The 18,889-nt window shown below is 47.8% G+C and carries 13 protein-coding genes and 1 rRNA gene; 9 read left to right on the top strand and 5 right to left on the bottom strand.

Features of this window, described 5'->3' with window-relative positions:
• Positions 1 to 5: 5 nt before the first annotated feature.
• The 4 genes from M2134_RS09600 (at position 6) to M2134_RS09585 (ending at position 7,928) form a co-directional block, all read left to right on the top strand.
• The gene (locus M2134_RS09600) at positions 6 to 2,081 is read left to right on the top strand and encodes a RagB/SusD family nutrient uptake outer membrane protein (RefSeq protein ID WP_280751089.1); all 2,076 of its coding nucleotides are present in this window, start codon (positions 6 to 8) and stop codon (positions 2,079 to 2,081) included.
• Between the two features lie 12 nt (positions 2,082 to 2,093).
• Complete coding sequence (locus M2134_RS09595) at positions 2,094 to 2,810, top strand: DUF1080 domain-containing protein (RefSeq protein WP_280751088.1); 717 nt, start codon at positions 2,094 to 2,096, stop codon at positions 2,808 to 2,810.
• A 279-nt stretch (positions 2,811 to 3,089) separates the two neighbouring features.
• Complete coding sequence (locus tag M2134_RS09590; RefSeq protein WP_280751087.1) at positions 3,090 to 4,640, top strand: glycoside hydrolase 43 family protein; 1,551 nt, start codon at positions 3,090 to 3,092, stop codon at positions 4,638 to 4,640.
• A gap of 303 nt (positions 4,641 to 4,943) precedes the next feature.
• Positions 4,944 to 7,928, top strand: coding sequence for a sialate O-acetylesterase (locus tag M2134_RS09585; protein WP_280751086.1), 2,985 nt, complete (start codon positions 4,944 to 4,946; stop codon positions 7,926 to 7,928).
• On the opposite strand, the gene M2134_RS09580 is transcribed toward M2134_RS09585, so the two are convergent.
• The gene (locus M2134_RS09580) at positions 7,909 to 9,192 is read right to left on the bottom strand and encodes a DUF2851 family protein (RefSeq protein WP_280751085.1); all 1,284 of its coding nucleotides are present in this window, start codon (positions 9,190 to 9,192) and stop codon (positions 7,909 to 7,911) included. The two genes, M2134_RS09585 and M2134_RS09580, sit on opposite strands and share 20 nt — an antisense overlap.
• A 112-nt stretch (positions 9,193 to 9,304) precedes the next feature.
• Between M2134_RS09580 and dapB the strand changes: the two genes are divergently transcribed.
• From dapB to M2134_RS09560, 4 genes are read left to right on the top strand one after another with little or no spacing between them, the layout of a single operon-like run.
• Positions 9,305 to 10,021 carry a 4-hydroxy-tetrahydrodipicolinate reductase gene (dapB, locus tag M2134_RS09575; RefSeq protein ID WP_280751084.1) on the top strand — a complete coding sequence of 239 codons (717 nt, stop codon included), beginning with the start codon at positions 9,305 to 9,307 and terminating at the stop codon, positions 10,019 to 10,021.
• Positions 10,022 to 10,039: 18 nt separating this feature from the next.
• Entirely contained in the window at positions 10,040 to 11,437 is a 1,398-nt protein-coding gene (locus M2134_RS09570; protein WP_280751083.1) for a S26 family signal peptidase, read from the top strand.
• Between the two features lie 8 nt (positions 11,438 to 11,445).
• Positions 11,446 to 12,285, top strand: coding sequence for a signal peptidase I (gene lepB / locus M2134_RS09565; protein WP_280751082.1), 840 nt, complete (start codon positions 11,446 to 11,448; stop codon positions 12,283 to 12,285).
• Entirely contained in the window at positions 12,285 to 12,935 is a 651-nt protein-coding gene (locus tag M2134_RS09560) for a WbqC family protein (protein WP_280751081.1), read from the top strand. The genes lepB and M2134_RS09560 overlap by 1 nt, the downstream gene beginning before the upstream one ends.
• On the opposite strand, the gene M2134_RS09555 is transcribed toward M2134_RS09560, so the two are convergent.
• The 4 genes from M2134_RS09555 to M2134_RS09540 are packed head-to-tail and all read right to left on the bottom strand — an operon-like array spanning position 12,910 to position 17,990.
• The gene (locus tag M2134_RS09555) at positions 12,910 to 15,165 is read right to left on the bottom strand and encodes an inorganic phosphate transporter (protein ID WP_280751080.1); all 2,256 of its coding nucleotides are present in this window, start codon (positions 15,163 to 15,165) and stop codon (positions 12,910 to 12,912) included. The genes M2134_RS09560 and M2134_RS09555 overlap by 26 nt on opposite strands.
• Before the next feature lie 11 nt (positions 15,166 to 15,176).
• Positions 15,177 to 16,547 carry a sodium-dependent transporter gene (locus tag M2134_RS09550; RefSeq protein ID WP_280751079.1) on the bottom strand — a complete coding sequence of 457 codons (1,371 nt, stop codon included), beginning with the start codon at positions 16,545 to 16,547 and terminating at the stop codon, positions 15,177 to 15,179.
• 23 nt (positions 16,548 to 16,570) lie between these two features.
• Positions 16,571 to 17,230: an ABC transporter ATP-binding protein gene (locus M2134_RS09545; protein ID WP_280751078.1), complete on the bottom strand. Its 660-nt coding sequence runs from the start codon at positions 17,228 to 17,230 to the stop codon at positions 16,571 to 16,573.
• Positions 17,231 to 17,276: 46 nt separating this feature from the next.
• Positions 17,277 to 17,990 (bottom strand): tRNA threonylcarbamoyladenosine dehydratase, encoded by a 714-nt coding sequence (locus tag M2134_RS09540; RefSeq protein WP_280751077.1) that lies wholly within the window; start codon positions 17,988 to 17,990, stop codon positions 17,277 to 17,279.
• 818 nt (positions 17,991 to 18,808) lie between these two features.
• Here M2134_RS09540 and M2134_RS09535 point away from each other — a divergent pair.
• A 16S ribosomal RNA gene (locus tag M2134_RS09535) occupies positions 18,809 to 18,889 on the top strand; the annotation flags it as partial.

The raw sequence follows: 18,889 nt of genomic DNA, 5'->3' as shown, positions 1-18,889 counted from the left end.
AGAATATGAAAAATCATATCAAACATATCGCCTTCACCGGCATTATAGCGCTTTTCATGGGTTCTTGTTCCGATTTTCTGGATGAAAAAGGATACAATACAGACTACACCTATTATGAAACGACTGAGGGGTTGGAAACATTAGTTGTCTCTTGTTACCAGAACGGACGCGGTATGTTCTCCACATCCAATACCCCTTCAGGTATTGCTTTCCAGGAGATCGGAACCGACCTGTATACGATCGGCGGAGATGGATCAACGGACTTCGGCCTCTACACATCGGCCATGAATCCTTCCAACGAAACATTCTCCTCTTTTTGGACCGATTGTTATAATGGGGTCGCCCGAGCCAATCTCGGGTTGAAATACCTTTATGCCAACAACACCATGGCAGAATCGCTCAAAAACATACGCGAAGGAGAATTATTGTTCTTACGCGCTTACTACTATTATGTACTGGCTGTTCATTATGGCTCTTGTCCGCTCATATTAGAACCGGTGGATGAGCCGAAGTTCGACTTTGCCCGCGCTCCCCAAAAGGATATATGGGATCAGATCGTCAGTGACGCCACAAAAGCGTGGGAACTGCTGCCTTGGGCCGATGCCAACGGAAATGTAACAAATGACTATGGCCGCGCCAGTAAAGGAGCTGCCGGGCATCTCCTGACAAAAGCACATCTGTTCCGTTATTGCGGATATAAGTATGCGTCTAATCAGTCCGACAGCAATATGAATGAAGATCGCGGTGGCTCGGATGGCGACTTGGACAAAGCAATCCAGTATGCCAGTGCCGTTTGTAATTTTGGAACAGGGGCAGGTAGCGGTAGCAACCATGCACTTGCCGAGAACTTTGCTGACCTTTGGCGCTTCGATCCCAAAACAGGAGGTCCAACTCCTGGTGATTATGCCGGACCGGAAGTGCTCTTCAGCATCCAATTCTCTACAGATCATTTCTACAATAACCAGGCACCATCGGCTACCAACAGCGGAGGTAACTGGCTGCATATGATGTTTACATCCCAGGTAGAGGGTATGCCGATGGTCACGGTCAACGGTAAAGGAACTGAGAATGTTTCGCTGGGTACCAGTATGGGGATCGGCAGAAACCTGATTACAGGGCGTCCCTGGAGAAGAACTTCGCCTACTCCCTATCTGTATGCTGAAGATGGTCTGTATGGTCCGCAATATTATGCGGGAGGAAAAGCCGGTAAACTCATCGACTCACGTCTGTACAAATCGCACGTATGGGTCTATTATGCCAATCAGGTGCCTAACACCACTTGGATTACCTTTGAAAACGCTGCCGGCAGCTTCAACCCGGCTAACATCGGTAAAGAGGAAGGGACGCAGCGTTATGAGAAAGGAGATACAGCTGTTGTCTTCTCTGTAGAGAACATAGACAAGCGCTTCGCAAACGGTACCACGTCGGAAAAACTGGCTCTCTCACGTGCCATGTCTCGCTTCTGGTATATCCCGATGCCATCGATTACCCGTACCAATTTAGGCAACCGGGGTAACCGAGATGGCATTACCAATACCTTCCCCACGCTGATAAAATACTTAGATAGCCGTCGGGGATCAGCCGACTACCAGGCAGGCTTCAGAGATTATTTCTGTTACCGTTTGGGAGAAACCTATATCCTATTGGCCGAAGCGTTGGCCATGAAGGGTGACTATGATGGCTCGGCAGCAGCGTTGAATATTATTCGTGAACGGGCTGCCTGGAAAGAGGGAGAAGAGAAATACACCCATTTCTATCTGTTCGATGGTGGAAACCCAGCCGACTTCACCAAATCAACCGTGGAGGATATGAAGGTAAACGGTGCTTTTATCTCAGCCATGAACGACCAGCAACGATTGGTATTCTTCGCTGATGAGAGCGGAAGAGAAACAGAAGGGGAATTACACCGCTTTGAAAATCTGGTGCGCAATGGAGCCGACTTCTTTGTCAAGATGGTGAAAGAGCGTAACTATTACGCAGAGCCTAATATCAAGCCCTTCCATCGTTTTCGACCGATCCCGCAGAAGCATATCGACAGACTGGATCCAGCCGATCCCAATCCACAAAATTATGGTTACTAATTTGCTGAAAATATGAAATCATCTGTTTTATGGATTGGCTGTTTGCTCTTTTGCCTCACCCAAGGACATGCACAAACAGCTCTAAACAGCCTAAGTGAAAAGGAGCATAAACAAGGGTGGATCTTATTATTCAACGGCAAGAACCTGGAAGGATGGCAATCGGTCGGAAAATCGACCCCTCCGGAAAAAGGCTGGACCGTGGAAGAGGGAGTTCTGACTGTAAACAAAGGAAAACCTCAAAGAGGAGGAGACATCATCACGCAGGATACCTATTCCAATTTTGATCTATATTTTGAATTCAAACTGACAAAAGCAGCCAACAGCGGAGTAAAATATCTCTTTACGATGTATGAGAAAGGCGGTTGGTTAGGAAATGAATATCAGGTGCTGGATGACGAGTTTCATCCGGATGCAAAAGCAGGTGTCAACGGAAACCGTAAAACGGCTTCTCTCTATGATGTGATACCGGCAGGTAAAAAGAACCTGAAGCCAACGGGAGAATGGAACCAGGGGCGCATTGTGGTGAAAGGCTCCAAGGTTTCCCATTACCTGAATGGGAAAAAGGTGCTTGGCTACGACCTCAAAAGCAAAGCTTATTTCAAAGCTGTTGAAGGAAGCAAGTTTAAGGCGGCGTCTCCTGTCTTTGGGACTGTAGGCGAAGGGCATATCTTGCTTCAGGATCATCAGGATGAAGTATCTTTTAAGAATGTAAAATTGAGACGTCTGTAACAGACAAAATCGAAGATAAACATCCTGAGAGGATTGTTTGGTGATCCATTCTATTTCAAGATTCAACTGTCAAGAGAAGGTGTAATATCCTGCTCTTGCAGTTGGATCTCTTGTTTTTTTAGGTATATTCCCCATCAAATGTAACATTCGGAAAGACTTTTGCGGCAAATAATTGTGGTAGATATTGAAAGAACTATATCTTTGCAGCAAAAGGAGATAAGGAGTAAAAATCATAGGTTAACATGAGATATGTTGTATAATCATTAAAGAATAAATGAAATGAAAAAAAGTTGCACACTATTACTATTAGTGCTGCTCGTTATGAGCGGATGTAAAGAAAAACAAGCTTTGGTAAAAGAAACATTTACGAATCCGGTTATTTTCTCTGATGCGCCTGATATGGACGTCATACGGGTAGGAAGTGATTTCTATATGGTCAGCACGACCATGCACCTGATGCCCGGTGTACCTATTATGAAATCCAAAGACTTAGTCAATTGGGAGATTATCAGTTATGTGGTGCCTGAAATCAAAGACAGCCCGGAGTACGACCTGGAAGGGGGTAATGTGTATGGACAAGGACAGTGGGCCTCGGCCATCCGTCACCATAAAGGGAAATTCTATATCTTCTTTGCGACCAATCGTCCGCAGAAAACCTATATCTATAGCGCTGTCGATCCGGCCGGAAAATGGGAGAAAGTCATGGATCTCGACCAACGATTCCACGACACCTCGCTGCTTTTCGACGATGATGGCAGAGTCTATATTGCCGGAGGAAATGGTAGCATTCGTTTACGTGAATTGAAAAGCGATTTGTCGGGCGTCAAAGAGGATGGCATCAATGTGGAGGTGATCAACGGAAACGAACGCGACCTCAAAGGACTCTTAGAAGGAACACACCTCTGCAAATACAACGGCAAATACTATATGTTCCTGATCTGGTGGCCGGGAGGCGGCATTCGTACGCAGCTCGCTTTCCGTTCCGACAAGATTGAAGGGCCATACGAGCATAAGGTGATCCTCTCCAACGACATGGACCGCAAAGGTGCTGGTGTAGCACAAGGTTGTATTATTGATACCGAAGCGGGCGACTGGTACGGATTCCTGTTCCAGGACCGGGGAGCCGTAGGCCGCGTACCGGTATTGATGCCTTGTCGTTGGGAAGATGGCTGGCCGATTTTGGGTGATGCCGAAGGAAAAGTGCCTTTAGTGATGGAGCGCCCTGTGCAGGGACAGCCGGCCACACCGCTGGTGATCAGCGACGAATTCGATGCCACCAAGCTGGCACTCAACTGGCAGTGGAACCATAATCCTGATAACTCATTATGGTCGTTGACCGAACGCAAAGGCTATATGCGTCTGAAAACCGGTAAGGTGGTAGAAACCATTTTCGAAGCGCGCAATATGTTGTCGCAACGCACCGAAGGACCGGCATGCCAGGGCATCGTAGCGATGGATGTATCGAAAATGCAAGACGGCGATATCGCCGGATTAACCGCCTACTGTTCGGAACCGGGTATTATTTCTGTCAATATGGAAGGAGATAAAAAATACCTTGTCATGACCGACCGTACCACCGAGAAAGAACGGGTTGAATTGCTTCAGGATGTTGTCTACCTCCGCCTCGATTGCGATTTCAACGGTGGAGCTGATAAGGCGAATTTCTATTATAGCCTCGACAATAAGGATTGGACGAAGCTGGGAACAGAATTCCAGATGGTCTACAACCTGCGTCACTTCATGGGTAACCGCTTTGGCATCTTTAACTACGCTACCAAAGCAGCCGGCGGCTATGTAGATCTTGATTTCTTCCATTACAAAAAGATCTAATGTAACTAATGCCGTGAGCGGCGATCTTCAGTTCAGCCTAAGTCCGTAAGGACTTCTATGTGGATAACCCCGTGCAAGCCGTCAGGCGTAGCTCGGGGTGGCTCTCTATCCCACACAAAACAACCCCGTAGCGGGTTGAACCCACTTCGGGGTTCAGAGAGGGAAGTGATCTGCTACCCCGGGTTGAGACCCGGGGTTATCCAAATCAAAGTCCTTGCGGACTATGGCTGAACCGAAGGTCGCCGCTCACGGCATAAATACCTTATAATTCACTTCACTCAATGAATCTTAAATATTTATATGATGAAAAAGATCTACTTTCTCATACCCATTCTTTTATTTTCTATCGTAATAGATGCCTTTGCACAAGAGCAGAAACCAGACCCTAATTTCTTTATTTATCTCTGTATAGGGCAATCGAATATGGAAGCAGGTGCTCGTCCGGAAGAGCAAGACAGTAAACCTGTTGATCCAAGATTTCAAATGCTTTCCGCTGTTGATATGCCTCAGTTGCAACGTACAAAGGGCAATTGGTATGCAGCCAATCCGCCACTCAACCGGGGCGAAAACAGGATGGGACCGGTCGATTTCTTTGGGCGGACTATGGTAGCCAATCTTCCGGAAGAATACCGCGTTGGAGTCATTAATGTATCTGTTGCCGGAGCAAAAATAGAACTTTGGGGGAAAGACACCTATAAGGATTATTTGAATAGTGCCGAGACCTGGATGCAGAATATCTGTAAACAATACGATGGGAATCCCTATCAACGCTTGGTTGATATGGCCAAAATAGCCCAAAAAGAGGGCGTAATCAAAGGACTTCTCATTCATCAGGGCGAATCAAATTCCACCGACCCCGAATGGTGTCATAAAGTCAAAGGCATTTACGATAATCTGGTAAAAGATTTGAATCTCAACCCTGCTGAGTTTTATACGTTGGCCGGCGAACTTAAAAGCGCAGAAGAAGGCGGTGCCTGTGCCGCTTTCAACACGGAGATCCTGGCTCATCTGCCTGAGGTGCTTCCTAATTCTTATATTATTTCTTCCAAAGGATGTAAAGGCGTTAATGATCCTTTCCATTTCAATCTTGAAGGATTCCGTGAACTGGGCAAACGATATGCTATTCAAATGTTGGAATGCCAGAATATGCCTGTTATTACACCCTATCATGTTGAATTAAATGTGAATAAATTGGGCATACACATTAGCCCCACACTGAATGGTATTTTTTATGAAGATATTAATCAGGCAAATGATGGTGGAATTTGTGCGCAGTTAATTCAGAATAATTCGTTCCAAATGTACAATGTGCCCGGTGCTCCACAGAAAGAATTTTCTGTATCTCCGTCGGACATTTTCGGATGGACAATTATAGAAAAAAATGGATCGAAAGGTACAGCTGTGCCTGTTGATAATAAGCCCTTGGTCTCCCATACCAAATACTATGATTTTGATAAACGTGATTCATACAATGATGAATTGAAATACAAACAATACTGCATCCGGTTTGATATTAAGAAACCGGGTGATGGGTTTGGTTTGGCAGCCAATGGATATGGCATTAACGCTTACGGACCAGAAAAAGAAGGACATTATTATTCCGTAAACACACAAACTCCCTCTTTGCCGATAGTAGCAGGCGTGACGTATGATCTGGGACTCTATCTGCAAGGCAAAAAATATAGAGGCACGATCCAGGTATATCTTGAAAACGCTGCCGGACAACGCAATTCAAATATTTTATCTTTCAAAGGATTAACGAATGACTGGACAAAATTCACCGGCAGCCTGACAGCTGAACGAAGCGAAGACAGTCGGTTAGTCATCATGGCTGATGCGGCGGGAACCTTCTATCTTGATTTTGTTACGCTTGTTCCGGAGGCCTCTCAATTATGGCATAATGGTGATGCCGGACATTTTCGGAAAGATATGCTGGAAGCGTTAGAAGGGTTAAAACCAACATTTATGCGTTTTCCTGGTGGTTGCGCTTCGGAAGGACCAAACTACTGGGGGCAGGTCTTCTGGAAAAATTCCATAGGCCCGATAGAAGAAAGGATTGGATTTAGGAATCATTGGGGTACATGGACATCCCAACACATCGGTTTCTATGAATATTTCCTGATGGCGGAGGCGCTTGGTGCCAAACCGCTTCCGGTACTAAACAATGGGGTGACATGCCAATTCGCAGGTCACTCATACGTTGCTCCGCTCAATACAGAAAAAGATCGCCAACGGTTTCATGCGATTTATGTACAAGATGCACTGGATTTGATTGAATTTTGTAACGGAGATGCTACTACCAAATGGGGAGCAGTGCGTGTAGCTCAAGGGCATCCTGCACCGTTTAATCTGGAATATCTTGCCATAGGCAACGAAAATAGTGGAGAAGCGTTTTGGGAACGATTTGATATAATCTATAAAGCCGTAAAAGAAAAATATCCGGCGATAAACGTTATAACAACTTCCGGCGCCCGCCATTCCGGTAAAGAATTCAATACCAATTATGCTATTATTGATGAGAAATATCCGGAAAGTATTGTTGACGAACATTATTATTCGAGGGACGAATGGTTTTACAACAATACGCATCGCTATGATGCTGACCAGGTGCGTGGAGACCAAAATAAAACCTATGACCGGAAAAACCCAACACGTGTATTTGTGGGCGAGTTCGCCAATAATGGAACAAATAATGCCTATGTGTCAACGTTGGCCGAGGCGGCATTTTTTACCGGATTAGAACGTAACTCCGATATGGTTGTGATGGCGGCATACGCCCCTCTTTTCTGTAAAAAAGGCTTCAACAAATGGAACTCAAATCTCATTTGGTTTGATAATCGAGGTCTTTGGCGTACTACCAATTACTACTATATGTCCTTGTTTGCCAATAATGTGGGAAATAGAGCATTTGAAATCTCTCCTTTTTATAAAGGTGACACAGAAGACAATTCAGTCTATACGTCGTCGACTATTGACACAAACACGGGAATCCTTTATGTGAAAGTGGTGAATTCGGAGAATGCAACGAAAGAAACCATGATTCATGTGAATGGAGATGAGAGTAAAATGTATCGGGTAACGATGGAGTATCTCACCTCAACCGATACATCGGTTAAGAATCAGGGTGATCAAAATTATTATAGCAATGCTCCTCATGTGGAGAATTTTAATTATAATGAGCCGATTACCCCCCAAACGTTAGAAATAGGAACGGTTTCCGGTGCATTTAGAGTGGCGCTCCCGGCTCATTCCGTCAATGTGATCAAGCTTATTCCTGTGGAGAAGTAATTCTCTTGAGAAAACTATAACCGATGCGGCAATAGAGGCATTTCTTTGATTCGCAATAGGCTCGTTTGAGCTGGATCAATGCCTGGCTGTCGCCTGCATGGTGAACGGGCACTCCTGCTTGTTGGAAAATTTGTACGATGCTGTTTTTTTCAGCGGGTAGAATTTCCAGTAGGCGTAGTGCCCGTTCGTTGTATTGGGGCAGGTGATGCTGCTCGCCATAGGCAAAAAACATAGGGACGACGGTGTTGATCAAGAGGATATTCAGGGAGTTCTCGCCGATGCGTTTCTCTTTTTCCGGGGAGGCATAGCGAAAATGATAATGCGTTTTCCAATAGTCGGAAGGGGAGATGCGGAAATGATCTTTGAGGGCGCGAGGCGTACCGGCCTCCAGGAGGTTGGAGAAAAGCGTGTCGTAGCGCACCCAGAGGGCTGCCAGTTGCGCCAGCCGTTCGTAAGGGAAATTGCCGGGGCGCACACGCAGGTTCTTAAACAGCGAGCCGTCCAGGGGGCGGAGTCCATATTTTTTCTGAAAAAAGTGGTATTCGCGCTGCAATAACCGGTAATAGTCGCAGTTGCCGGGCGCGTCGAGCATGCCTGCCTGTCCGAACAACAATGCCTCCACCTGTGAATGACTGTTACGCTGCTTGCGTATATACTGAAAAGGAAGGCTTTTCGCCAGCCACTCAAAAGCATCTCCGTTGATGCCGAATCCGAAGCTACGGGTGAGGGAGATGTAGAACACCTCGTTCCAATCGTTATTATATTGCTCCAATAATTGGAAGATAGCCTCCGTCTTCCGCTCCAGCCGCTCTTCCAACAGCGCCGCCATCCAGGAGGCGAGAAAGACTGGGTCGACCTCCGGCAGAAAAGCAAGACAGGCAATGGCTTTCTTGTCCTGATGGAGTAGCCAGTCGATATTTTTGCGCACCGACTCCGGCACGGTCAACACCAGTTGTGGCACCGGCTCACCATTGGTACGGAAGATGTCGGCATCGTTCTTTCCCGTAACGTGCAGGATGACCGCGTCGTAGGCTCTATCCTCCTGGTGCCCGTGCTGCAGCCAGTCGGAGGCTTTGTCGTGAATCTCCACACAACCAGCCCATACCGTGTCGCGGACTTTTATTTTCGCGTTAAAAAAGTCGGGACCTGCATCATTGTTGTGAATGCCTACGTCTATTATGTGTAAAGGAATGCCATCGGTCGTTGTGAGCGAAGCGGGATCGTACAGTTTATATTTCCAGATATAATGCAAGAGACGTTCCATAATTCTTTCATAGTTAAGATTGATTATCACAAATATAATTCCTTTTTCCGTATATTTGTAGCCTTATTGCCGTTTATTCGGCTGAATTATTTATACTTAGAACACAGGAAAGATGAAGATTGCATTGATAGGTTACGGCAAGATGGGAAAGACCATCGAGCGCATTGCCCAGGAGAGGGGACATGAGATAGTTTCTATTATAGATATCAACAACCAGGAAGACTTTGCCTCGGAGGCATTTAAAAGCGCGGACGCGGCGATTGAATTTACCATTCCCGCGACAGCTTACGATAATTATATGAAATGCTTTGCGGCCGGCGTACCGGTGGTTTCCGGCACAACGGGCTGGCTCGACCGCCTGGACGAGGTCAAAGCCACATGCGCCAACGAAGGGAAAACCCTCTTTTATGCTTCGAACTTCAGCATCGGCGTGAATATTTTCTTTGCGCTCAATCGTCACCTGGCCAAGATCATGAATAACTTCCCGACCTACGATGTGCGTATGACGGAGACACATCATATCCATAAACTGGATGCACCCAGCGGCACGGCCATCACCCTGGCGGAAGAGATGATGCAGGTGTTGGAACGCAAAACAGCCTGGAGCCTCGACAAGGCCGATAGCCCTGCCGACCTGATGATTCAGGCCTTCCGGGAAGGCGAAGTGCCGGGTCGTCATGAGATTATCTATGAATCGGGCGTCGATACGATCCGCATCGAACACGATGCGAAAAGCCGCGAAGGCTTTGCCTTGGGTGCGGTGATTGCGGCTGAGTTTGCCGCCGGAAAGAAAGGGTTCCTGACCATGCAGGACCTGTTGACATTTTAATTATAAAAAGCAAATCACATGAAGAAATTTTCAAAAGCGCAATGGATCAGGTTCATCATTTGGGGAACATTATATACGCTCTTTGCTATCTGGATGCAGAATCTTTGGTTGTTGTTGGGATTGATCGTATTGGTCGATATCTTCCTGACCAAATATATCCCTTGGGGAGCCTGGAAGAAGACAAAGAATCCGAAATTGCGCAATGTGCTTGAATGGGTAGACGATATTATTTTTGCCCTAATCGCCGTCTATATGATCAACCTGTTTGTGTTTCAGAACTACCAGATACCGAGTTCCTCGTTGGAGAAATCGCTGTTGGTAGGCGATTATCTTTTTGTGAGCAAACTAAGCTACGGACCACGCGTGCCCAATACACCGCTCTCTTTCCCGTTGGTACAAAACACTCTGCCTATTGTGAACACGAAATCCTATTTCGACTGGCCACATTGGGAGTATAAACGGGTGAAAGGACTGGGCGAGGTGAAGCGCAATGACATTGTCGTGTTTAATTTCCCGGCAGGCGACACGGTGGCCCTAAAGGTACAGAATCCGGATTATCACACCTCGGTGGCGATGTACGGACGGGAAGCTATCCACCTGAACAAGCAGATCTACGGCGATGTGATCTATCGTCCGGTAGACAAACGGGAGAATTACGTGAAACGCTGTATCGGTATGCCCGGCGATAGCTTGGAGATTCGCGATAACCAGGTGTATATCAATGGTGTGGCAGCAGAGAACGCGGAAAAGATGCAATTAAACTATATTATCGAAAACAACGGATCGCCTTTCACGGAAGAGCAATACCGCTTGATGGAGATAAGCAAGGAGGATCGTGAACAAATATCACCGGCTATCGCCCAATCTCCTTTGCATGACTTTTTAGGTTTCCAGAAAAATGCTTCCGGTCAATACAATCCGCTTTATCGTTTCCCGTTGACCAAAAAAGCCTTGGCCATCGCGGAGAAATTGCCGAATGTGGTGAAAATCGTAGTCGACCGGGAAGAGATCTATCAGCGTTCGCCCTATTATCCGTTGGGCTATGAGACCGGTTGGAGCCGTGATAATTACGGGCCTATCTGGATTCCGAAGAAAGGGGCTACCGTTGAGTTGAATGAATTCAACCTGGCGATGTATCATCGTTGCATCCGTAACTACGAAAACAATGAGTTAGAGGTGAAGGACGGCGTTGTTTATATCAACGGAAAGCCGGAAACCACCTATACCTTCCAATACGATTATTACTGGATGATGGGCGACAACCGCCATAAGAGTGCCGACAGTCGCTCGTGGGGATTCGTGCCGGAAGACCATATCGTAGGCAAGCCAATCCTGATCTGGCTGTCGTTGGATAAAGATCGCTCGCTTTTCGACGGAGGTATTCGCTGGAACAGACTCTTCCGCACGGTTCACTAAAAGAAAGAATGACATCATCTGTTGTATGGAAATGGATCATCGCCCTGGCGATCGCATTTGCTGGTATCCTTGCCTTGAGGCAATGGGTAGTGGCCTCTTATTCTATTTCCACGCCTTCGATGGAGAAGACCCTGCAGGAAGGCGATTATCTGTTGGTATATAAAGGAAAGAGGAAACCCGAACGCAACCAGGTGACACTCTTCACCAGCCCGCTCCATCCGGAGGGTATCAAGCCACCGCTGTTGATCAGCCGTTGCCTGGGTATGCCGGGCGATACCCTCTCTGTGATGCCCGACGGCTTTCTGGTCAACGGACATATGACACCTCACGCGCCGCAATCCCTACATACCTGGCTGGTCGTGGATCACCGGAAAAACAGTTGCCTGGACGCTTTGCAGCGGCTGCGTATCGACCTGCGGGAATGGGCCCGGCGGGAAAAGGGCTATAGCCTGCGCCTTACCTCCTTCGAGGCCTGGCAGGTGATGGAAGAGATGGGTGAGAAAGAGGCCCTGCAACGCTATGGCGAAGCGGTGCCCTACCGCCTGATCGTGCCCCGGAAGGGACATACCTACCCGCTCGACGAGCAATCCTTGTTATTATGCGAGGAGGCTATCCGGCAGGAGACAAACGGTAAAGCGCAGTTCCGGGAGGGAAAACTCTACTTAGACGGACGGGAGGTCAGTGCTTTCGCATTCAAAAAAGATTACTACTGGATGATATCCGACAACCCGGAAGAGGCAGTCGATTCGCGTCACCTGGGTTTTGTGTCCGAAGACCATATCCAGGGCGTGGCGCGTTGGTGCTGGTATAGTAAAGATCATTCACGTATATTCAAACCGGTACATTAATGGAATCAGCCGTTTATCTATCGACCGCCTACCTGGGGCCTGTGCAGCAATACACCAAAATGATTGCTTACGACCGCGTTTTCATCGAAACAAAAGAAAACTACCTGAAGCAGACCTACCGCAACCGGTGCACGATTGCCGGAGCCAACGGGCCGCTTTCGCTCTCTATCCCCATCGAAAAGACGGAGACAATCAAATGCCTTACCCGCGATATCCGCCTGTCGGATCATGGCAACTGGCGCCATCTACACTGGAACGCGCTTGTTTCCGCCTACCGGATGAGCCCTTTCTTCGACTATTATGAAGATGATTTTGCCCCCTTCTACGCGAAGAGGTATGCGTTTCTCTTTGACTTCAACGAGGAATTGCGGAGACTGATCTGCCACTTATTGGATATCCAGCCTGACATTGTCTATACGGAGGAGTATCAACCCGAAGTAGTCAATAACTTCCGGGAGGTGATCCGCCCGAAACATCCCGCCGAAGACGTCACCTTCCTGCCAACACCCTATTGGCAGGTCTTTCAGGAAAAACATGGTTTCCTACCCAATCTGAGCATCGTAGACCTGTTGTTCAATATGGGACCGGAAGGACTCTTGGTCTTACGCGATTCGGTAGCCGGCCTTACTCCATCTGGAATTTCCGGCTAACCTTCAGTAAGTTCTTCGTAAACATCAAGACATTCTGCAACTCATGCAGGATATTGAGGTAGAGCAGGCTGGTCTTTGTGCTGGTTGTGTTGCCCTCCTGCTGAATGCGTTTCAACTCGCCCCGCTTGTATTGCGTCAACTGATTATCCAATGTATTGGCTTCCGACACAAGGCTTGTCAGGTTGAAATACTCTCGGTCGTGAATCATATTAGCTCCCTTATGCAGGAAAGAGACGATATGCGGCAGGAATTCATGCAAGTCTTGAGCCTCCTCTTCGCTTAACGGATTGAAGTTATTGTCGATATGCTCCTTGGAGGGGCGGGTAAAGCGGAGGATGCTGTAGACCACCTCACTGGCAAAGTCGTTCCCCTGGTAGTAATAGAGTCCTTTATCCACGGCAATATCATTTTCAATCTGCGTCACACCCAGGTTACCCACCCGCTTGATCTGCTTGAGATGGGTCTTCTTCTCCTCGAGTTCAGTGATGGCTGTGCGCAACTCCTTGAGGTTCCATTCGGTAATGCCGCCGATCGATTTGTTCAACATATCGGCTGCAAAGCGCAATAAGGCCTGATTCTCTTCCCGGCTATGCTTACGGAAAAGAGCAAGTGCCTCGCGCGAGTTGGTCGTCTGGCTCAATTGAGCCACCGTTTCGTTTACCTCTTCTTTCAATGCCTCTTTCTTCATGCGCTTGCGATAGGCCATCTGGCTACGGATCAACAAATAGGCTGCCAGGGCTACCATCGCCACCATCGCCGGAATGCCTCCCCAATAGATCAACAGAGCCACCACGAAAGCAATGGTAAATGCCGCCCCGGCGGTGATAAACCAGCCACCGATCACCGACAAGACCCCGGTAATGCGATAAACCGCGCTCTCACGTCCCCAGGCACGGTCGGCCAGCGAACTACCCATAGCCACCATAAAAGCGACATAAGTGGTAGAAAGAGGCAACTTGAAAGAGGTACCCACGGCTATCAATAAACCGGAAAGCACCACATTCACCGAGGCGCGCACCAGGTCGAAGCTGGCTTTGTTTTCCAGAATTATCTCGTTTGAATTGAAGCGGCTATCGATCCAGTTCTTGGTAGATGCCGGAGTGATACTCAACAGAAAAGCAGACATATTGCTTGCCTTGCGCACCAAGATACGGGCAACGGGCGATGTGCCGAAGTTCTCATTGCCCTGCCCCTGGCTGGCCAGGTCGACCGAGGTCTTGATCACATTGTGCGCCTTTTTGGAGGTAAACAGGGCAGTCACCATAATGACACCGGCTCCGACCAGGAAATACCAGGGCGTTTTGGCCGATTCCAATAGCGAACTCATCAGGAAGGTGTCGGGCGCTCCCCCCGCTGCCTTCATATCGATCAGGGAAGAGTAGCCTACCAGCGGCACACCGAGGAAGTTCACCAGGTCATTACCGGCGAAAGCCAAGGCCAACGCAAAGGTACCGAGCAATACCACCACCTTCAATACATTCACCTTCAGCCAGGTCAGTATTTGCATTACCACACTGAAGAAGACAAAGCTTCCCAACAGCAATATGCCTGTATAGTTGTCGATCAACGCTTTCAGCTCCGGTGTCATAAACGAGCTTCCTTTCAATCCTTTGATCAACATGAAGTAGATAATCGAGGTCGTTGCGATACCTCCGAATATACCTCCGAAGTATTTCAGCGGTTTCCGGTAGTTAAAGGTAAAGATCAAGCGGGAGATATACTGCACCAATGCGCCGAAGAAAAAGGCGATCGCCACCGACATGAAGATGGCCAGGATCATGGTAAACGCCTTGTCGGTATTCAGGAGATCGACAAAATTCAGCTCTCCCGCCGAGTGGTAGACCTTCATCATAGAGACCGCTACCGTGGCTCCCAATAATTCAAACACCAAAGAGACGGTGGTCGATGTCGGCATGCCCAACGAATTGAACACATCCAACAGAACTACATCCGTCAGCATCACCGCCAACAGGATAAACATGATCTCTTCAAAGTAGAAAAACTGCGGCTGGAATATACCGTGCCGCGCCACATCCATCATGCCGTTCGACAAAGCCGCCCCGACAAAAATACCGATAGCCGCCACGATCATGGAGGTACGGAAAGAGGCCGCTTTCGAGCCAATGGCCGAATTCAGGAAGTTCGAAGCATCATTACTTACCCCTACGTTAAGGTCGAAGATGGCTAAGATGAAAATAAAAATGACAAGGAATAAATAGAAAGTCTCCATAAAAAGTTATGTTAGAATAAGTTTTGTATCAGTTTTAACACACCCAGTTCGTTTAAAAATACCAATCCGATCAATACCGGAGCCACCCATTTCATGAAGAAGGCATAGGTATTGAAGAAGTAGAACGGGATCGTGCCTTCGTTGGTCAATTCCGCTTTCAGGATTTTCCGGTCGACACGCGTGCCGACAAAGACGCAGATCATCATCCCGCCCAACGGAAGCATGATCTTGGCTGTCACATAATCCAATAGGTTGAAGAAGGTGAGTCCGAATATCGTAAAGTCTTTCAGTACACCGAAGGAGAGCGAACTGATGACCCCCAGTATCAATACACCGGCGGAAACCAACAGAGCCGCCTTCTTGCGCGACATATGCATCTCTTCATGCACGTAGGCAGTCGCTACCTCATGCAACGAAATGGTCGAGGTGAGCGCCGCGATAGCCAATAAGACAAAGAAAATAATCGACCAGAGATTGCCCATTGCCATCTTGGCAAACACATTGGGCAAGGTGATAAACACCAACTCAGGCCCTGCCGTCGGTTCGATGCCAAAGCTGAACACCGCCGGGAAGATCATCAACCCCGCCAATACGGCCACTAAGGTATCCAACAGGGTCACCTGAACGGCGGTCGTTTGTATGTTCGTTTTCTGACTGAAGTAGGAGGAATAGGTGATCAGGCAGCCCATGCCGATGCTTAATGAGAAGAAAGCCTGTCCCATACCGCTCAGCAACACCGAGGAGTCGATCTTGCTGAAATCGGGTTTGAAGAGAAAAGACAATCCCGCGCTGGCGTTGGGCAGCGTAACCGAACGGATACAGAGGATAAACAACATCAGAAACAATAAAGGCATCATAATCTTCGAAGCCCGTTCGATGCCGTTTTTCACGCCCGACACAATAATAAAATGAGTGACAGCGATAAAAGCAACCGTCCAGAATATCGGGCGGAAGATACCGGAAGAGAACAACTTGAATTCCGCTTCGAACACCTCGACCGTCTTTCCGGAGAGCGAAGTCGTCAGCGATTGAAAGATATATTCAAAGGTCCATCCGGCAATCACACAGTAGAAACCAAGGATCAGAAACGCCGCCAGTACGCCGTTGTACCCGATCAGGCTCCATTTCGTGCCCGGCACCATCGCCTTGAAGGCGCCCGCCGCGTTGCGGTGGGTATGCCGGCCGATAAACATCTCGGTGATCATCACCGGAAGCCCCAGGATTACGATACAAACAAAATAGACGAGTAGGAAGGCCGCGCCTCCGTTCTCGCCTAACATATAGGGGAATCTCCAGATATTACCTAAACCAACCGCGCTACCGACCGTAGCCAAAATAACGCCTAATTTACTCCCGAAAGTTGCTCTTTCATTATTAATCATAGGGTAGTCCTCCTTATTGTGGTTTATGATGTCGGGACAATAATACCGTCCCGTATATGAATCACGCGGTCGGTATCCGCCGCCAGCTGTTCGTCGTGGGTGACCAATACAAAGGTCTGCTTCATCTTATCCCGTAGTTCAAAGAAGAGGGCATGCAATTCCTCTTTATTCTTTGTGTCTAAGCTGCCCGAGGGCTCGTCGGCCAGGACGACGGCGGGGTTATTCACCAGGGCACGCGCCACGGCCACGCGTTGCTTCTCGCCTCCCGACAACTCGGCCGGCTTATGCGTCATGCGATCAGCCAATCCCATAAAATCGAGCAGTTCTTTCGCGCGTTTCTCCGCCTGTCCCTGCTTCTCGCGGGCTATCAGGGCAGGGATCATCACATTCTCCAATGCCGTAAATTCGGGCAATAACTGATGAAACTGGAAGACAAAACCGATATTCCGGTTGCGAAAAGCCGACAATTCCGTGTCGTTCATCCCTACAACGGGTGTTCCGTTGAGGATCAGCTCTCCGCCGTCGGGCGAATCCAGGGTGCCGATAATCTGCAACAGGGTGGTTTTCCCGGCTCCGCTGGGTCCCACAATAGCTACCACCTCGCTCTTCTCGATCGAGAGGTCGATGCCTTTCAATACCTGAAGCGAGCCGAAGCTTTTTGTTATTCCTTTTGTTTGTATCACGCGCTTATAATATGTTTATATAACATGCAGGGTAAAAAAATAGTTATCACAAATGACGAATAACATGCGACGCCAGGAAACAACCGAAAATGGCAGGCATATACGATACCGTGCCGGTGGTTGTCTTCTTGCATGCCTCGCCTTCCACCTCGATCACCGCCTCCGGATCGACCATCTCGGTGGAAAAGACCACCGGAATGCCCCGGCGAATACCCAACCGGTGTAACCGCTTGCGTACCATCTTGGCCAGCGTACAATTAAATGACTTGGAGATATCCGCCAGTTTCACCTGCGCCGGATCCATCTTCGCACCCGCACCCATGGAGGAGACCACCGGGATATCATGCTTCACCGCAAAATGCAATAGGTAGACCTTCGGGCTCAATGAATCGATCGCGTCTACAATATAATTGAAAGGAGTCGATAACAGGAGCTCTTCGGTGCGTTCATCCCGCAGGAATTCATGCAGGACGGTCAGCTTCAGGCGGGGATTGATATCCATCAACCGCTCGGCCATCACCTCCGCTTTCGGGCGACCCACGGTGCTATGCAGAGCAGGCAACTGGCGATTGAGGTTGCTCTCCTGCACCTCGTCGGCATCGACAATCGTCATCCGCCCCACGCCGGCCCGGCAAATCTGTTCGGCGGCATACGCCCCGACACCACCCAGCCCAACCACCAATACGTGGCTTCCGGCCAAATGATCCATACGCTCAGCACCGAGCAATAACTCTGTTCTATTATTCCAGGGATAGCCCATCTCGTTAATTTGTCGACAAACATACAAAAAAACTGGAAATCTTTTTTGATCTTACCCCGGATTAGCACGTAATCTTATGGATCAACACAATCACTGGGATTGTTCAAATTCCCCCAGGTTTCGAATTTTCCGATTTGTCATTTTGCTCTGCACTTCGTTTCGCTCACTAAGCGATTTACAAATTGTCAAAAACGCGGGAGTATTTTTCCAAAAACGTAGGGGTTTTTAAAATTAGTCAGGCGAGTAACACTTTTTAACGTATCATATTGTAAAGCAAAATGGGTTTTTTGCTTACACTTTGTATTTTACACATATATATATAATAAGTCGAAAAAGGACGGCCTTAAATATCCTCTAACGGAGGTCTAAGTATTGTAAGAATAGGTAGGGGGTAGGGAATAGGGGTAGGGGCGTTTTCTCCTTCCCATTTCCTCCAATTGCCCTTTATATAGATGAGTTTTAATAGCGCTTTTTCCCCAAGGGTGAGAAAAAAGAAAAAGATTTTCCGAAGCGTAATGTCGTCAGTTTGAGGACTTAGTGAAAACGACAACAAAAAACTTTGAAAAAAGTTCACGAAATATTTGTTTTGTTAAAAAGAAAGGCGTTATCTTTGCACCCACGTTCGCTAAAAAGTTGGCGAGTTCGTAAAAAAGAGTTCTTTGAAACATTTACATAATCAACAAAGTAGTACAAGAAACGCGTGTACTTTTTTGCTTTATATAATATGTATAGAGTGAGGGAGTATACAAAGAAAGAATTAGCTACCGTCAATAATCATTTATATAATGAGCCGAGGAAATTTAGAACAAACAATTTTGACAACGAAGAGTTTGATCCTGGCTCAGGATGAACGCTAGCGACAGGCTTAACACATGCAAGTCGAGGGGCAGCGGGTATTT

Origin of the sequence: Parabacteroides sp. PM6-13, from assembly GCF_029892605.1 — a bacterium.
GTDB lineage: Bacteria > Bacteroidota > Bacteroidia > Bacteroidales > Tannerellaceae > QVMG01.
This window is presented reverse-complemented; position numbering and strand designations above follow the sequence as displayed.

Coding starts and splice junctions, on each gene's coding strand:
- M2134_RS09600 (WP_280751089.1), top strand. CDS start 6: ATGAAAAATCATATCAAACATATCGCCTTCACCGGCATTATAGCGCTT.
- M2134_RS09595 (WP_280751088.1), top strand. CDS start 2,094: ATGAAATCATCTGTTTTATGGATTGGCTGTTTGCTCTTTTGCCTCACC.
- M2134_RS09590 (WP_280751087.1), top strand. CDS start 3,090: ATGAAAAAAAGTTGCACACTATTACTATTAGTGCTGCTCGTTATGAGC.
- M2134_RS09585 (WP_280751086.1), top strand. CDS start 4,944: ATGAAAAAGATCTACTTTCTCATACCCATTCTTTTATTTTCTATCGTA.
- M2134_RS09580 (WP_280751085.1), bottom strand. CDS start 9,192: ATGGAACGTCTCTTGCATTATATCTGGAAATATAAACTGTACGATCCC.
- dapB (WP_280751084.1), top strand. CDS start 9,305: ATGAAGATTGCATTGATAGGTTACGGCAAGATGGGAAAGACCATCGAG.
- M2134_RS09570 (WP_280751083.1), top strand. CDS start 10,040: ATGAAGAAATTTTCAAAAGCGCAATGGATCAGGTTCATCATTTGGGGA.
- lepB (WP_280751082.1), top strand. CDS start 11,446: ATGACATCATCTGTTGTATGGAAATGGATCATCGCCCTGGCGATCGCA.
- M2134_RS09560 (WP_280751081.1), top strand. CDS start 12,285: ATGGAATCAGCCGTTTATCTATCGACCGCCTACCTGGGGCCTGTGCAG.
- M2134_RS09555 (WP_280751080.1), bottom strand. CDS start 15,165: ATGGAGACTTTCTATTTATTCCTTGTCATTTTTATTTTCATCTTAGCC.
- M2134_RS09550 (WP_280751079.1), bottom strand. CDS start 16,547: ATGATTAATAATGAAAGAGCAACTTTCGGGAGTAAATTAGGCGTTATT.
- M2134_RS09540 (WP_280751077.1), bottom strand. CDS start 17,990: ATGGGCTATCCCTGGAATAATAGAACAGAGTTATTGCTCGGTGCTGAG.